The organism is Gordonia sp. (in: high G+C Gram-positive bacteria), from assembly GCF_049299075.1.
Taxonomy (GTDB): domain Bacteria; phylum Actinomycetota; class Actinomycetes; order Mycobacteriales; family Mycobacteriaceae; genus Gordonia.
Genome location: NZ_JBAQWU010000438.1, coordinates 1 through 1,941, shown reverse-complemented (window position 1 = coordinate 1,941; position 1,941 = coordinate 1). Strand labels below are relative to the sequence as shown.

Here is a 1,941-nt window from a genome sequence, read left to right as displayed (position 1 = left end):
GCGGCCCTTCTCGTTCCCGTCCCCGCGCAACCGCTGTCGGACTTGGTAGCCGCTGTCGGACTACTCCGACAGCGGCAACGGGATTCGACCGCGAGAACCGCGACCGAATCGTCGCGCCCAACAGCAGCGCCGGCGACCGCACTCCCCCAACTGCGCCTCCCCGACCGCGCACCGTGTGCTTGGATCGACCAATGAGGTACTCGACGCCGCATGCAGGTGCCGCCATGCGGTGGCTGATGTGGGTGGCCCCGGGTGCCGGGTTCGCACTGGCCACCGTCGGCCGGGCCGCCCTGGGTTCGGTGGGCTGGGGCACGGTGCTGATGGTCTACTTCAGTGTTCTGCTCGTACCGCTCCTGTACCTGCCGACGATCGTGAACGCCTTCGACCGCCACGCACGCGCCGTCCGGAACACGAGGCGTCTGGTCACCTGAACTGCCGTCTCTTGGTGGCTGGCCCTGTCCGTCTGGGCACTGGCCATGCCCGACGCCGCCGACAGCACAGACCCCGGATCAGTCCTGAGCCACTGGGGTCTGTCAACGACGGGTGAAAACTGACCCCCTATCGACGGGTGAAAGTTGACCCCCTTGTGTTGTTGATATTTACTGTTCGCCCGGTTCGGGCGAGGTGTTGAGTAGCTCGCGGCGCGAGCGTGTGCGGTAAGAATCGCCGCTGAGGGCGAGTACCTCGGCGTGGTGGACGAGGCGGTCGATCATCGCGGCGGCGACGATGTCGTCGTGGAAGATCTCTCCCCACCGCCCGAACGGCATGTTCGAGGTGATCAGGATCGAGCCTTGTTCGTAGCGGTGCGCCACGAGTTGGAAGAACAGGTTCGCCTGATCGGCGTCGAAGGGCAGGTAGCCGACCTCGTCGATGATGAGGAGCTTGTACCGGCGCAGCCGTTTGAGCTCGTGCTCCAGACGGCCGTCGCGGTGGGCGCGGGTGAGGCGGTCGGCCCAGCCGGTAGCGGTATCGAAGGCCACCGGAAACCCGGCCTGGCAGGCTTTGATTCCCAGCCCGATTCCCAAATGGGTTTTACCTACGCCGGGTGGGCCGAGCAGGATCACGTTCTCAGCTTTAGGCACGAACGTCATCGTCGCCAGATGCGCCAGGACGTCGCGCCGCAGGGAGGGCTGGTGGTCGGCGTTGAAGTCCTCCAACGTCTTCATCGCCGGGAAGTGGGCGCCGCCGATCCGTATTCGGGTACCGCTGGCCTCACGGTCAGCGACCTGACGTTGCAGGACCGCCGCCAAATACTCCTCGTGAGACCAGCCGTCGGAGCGGGCGGTAGCGGCCATCTGCTCCCACACCTTCGCGATCGTCGGGGTTTTGAGTGCCCGGGCCAGGTACGCCAGCGCTGCGGCGGTATCGCTGCTCATCAGGCCACCTCGCTGCTGGTGTGGGCGCGGGTGCCTGCCGGGTCGAAACCGGTGCCGAACAACTCGTCATAGCTACTGGTCGCCCGGACGGTCACCGGCTCGGCCGGCAAGAGTCGGCCGCGTCGGGCGGCATCGTGGCGGGCCCGTTGATCGGCGGCATACCGTGCACGCAGGACCTTGGCCGCGGCCACATGCTCGGGGTCGGTGATTGGGCGGGCACTATCCCAGCACCGTTGATGATGGCCGATCAGTTCCCCGGCGCAGGTGATGATCACCTCGCTCATACTCGCGGTGATCTCCACGTTCCGGCCGATGGCCGCAGGATGGGCCGAGTAGTCATTCCCGGCGACCCGCACGTAATAGTCCCGGCCCAGCCGCGTCCTGGCCTGCAATCCGACCATCGGCGCCACCGGCGGCAACACCGTCATCGCCGCCCGGTGTCGACGGCGCTTGAAAACTGAACACTAACGGCGCTCGAAAAGTGGACACTCTGCCGACGATTGGAGGGTGATCACTTTGGAGGATTGGGCGTTGATCCGCAGGCTGGCCGCTGATGGTGTGCCGA

3 protein-coding genes are annotated in these 1,941 nt (G+C 66.2%); 1 reads left to right on the top strand and 2 read right to left on the bottom strand.

Annotation, left to right across the window (positions count from 1 at the left end):
* Positions 1-224 precede the first annotated feature (224 nt).
* Positions 225-431, top strand: a complete 207-nt coding sequence (locus WAW85_RS14035) for a hypothetical protein (RefSeq protein ID WP_422560216.1) — start codon at positions 225-227, stop codon at positions 429-431.
* A gap of 168 nt (positions 432-599) precedes the next feature.
* On the opposite strand, the gene istB is transcribed toward WAW85_RS14035, so the two are convergent.
* Positions 600-1,376 (bottom strand): IS21-like element helper ATPase IstB, encoded by a 777-nt coding sequence (gene istB / locus WAW85_RS14030; RefSeq protein ID WP_422560215.1) that lies wholly within the window; start codon positions 1,374-1,376, stop codon positions 600-602.
* Positions 1,376-1,804, bottom strand: coding sequence for a Mu transposase domain-containing protein (locus WAW85_RS14025; protein ID WP_422560214.1), 429 nt, complete (start codon positions 1,802-1,804; stop codon positions 1,376-1,378). Before WAW85_RS14025 ends, istB begins: the two co-directional genes overlap by 1 nt.
* Between the last annotated feature and the right edge of the window lie 137 nt (positions 1,805-1,941).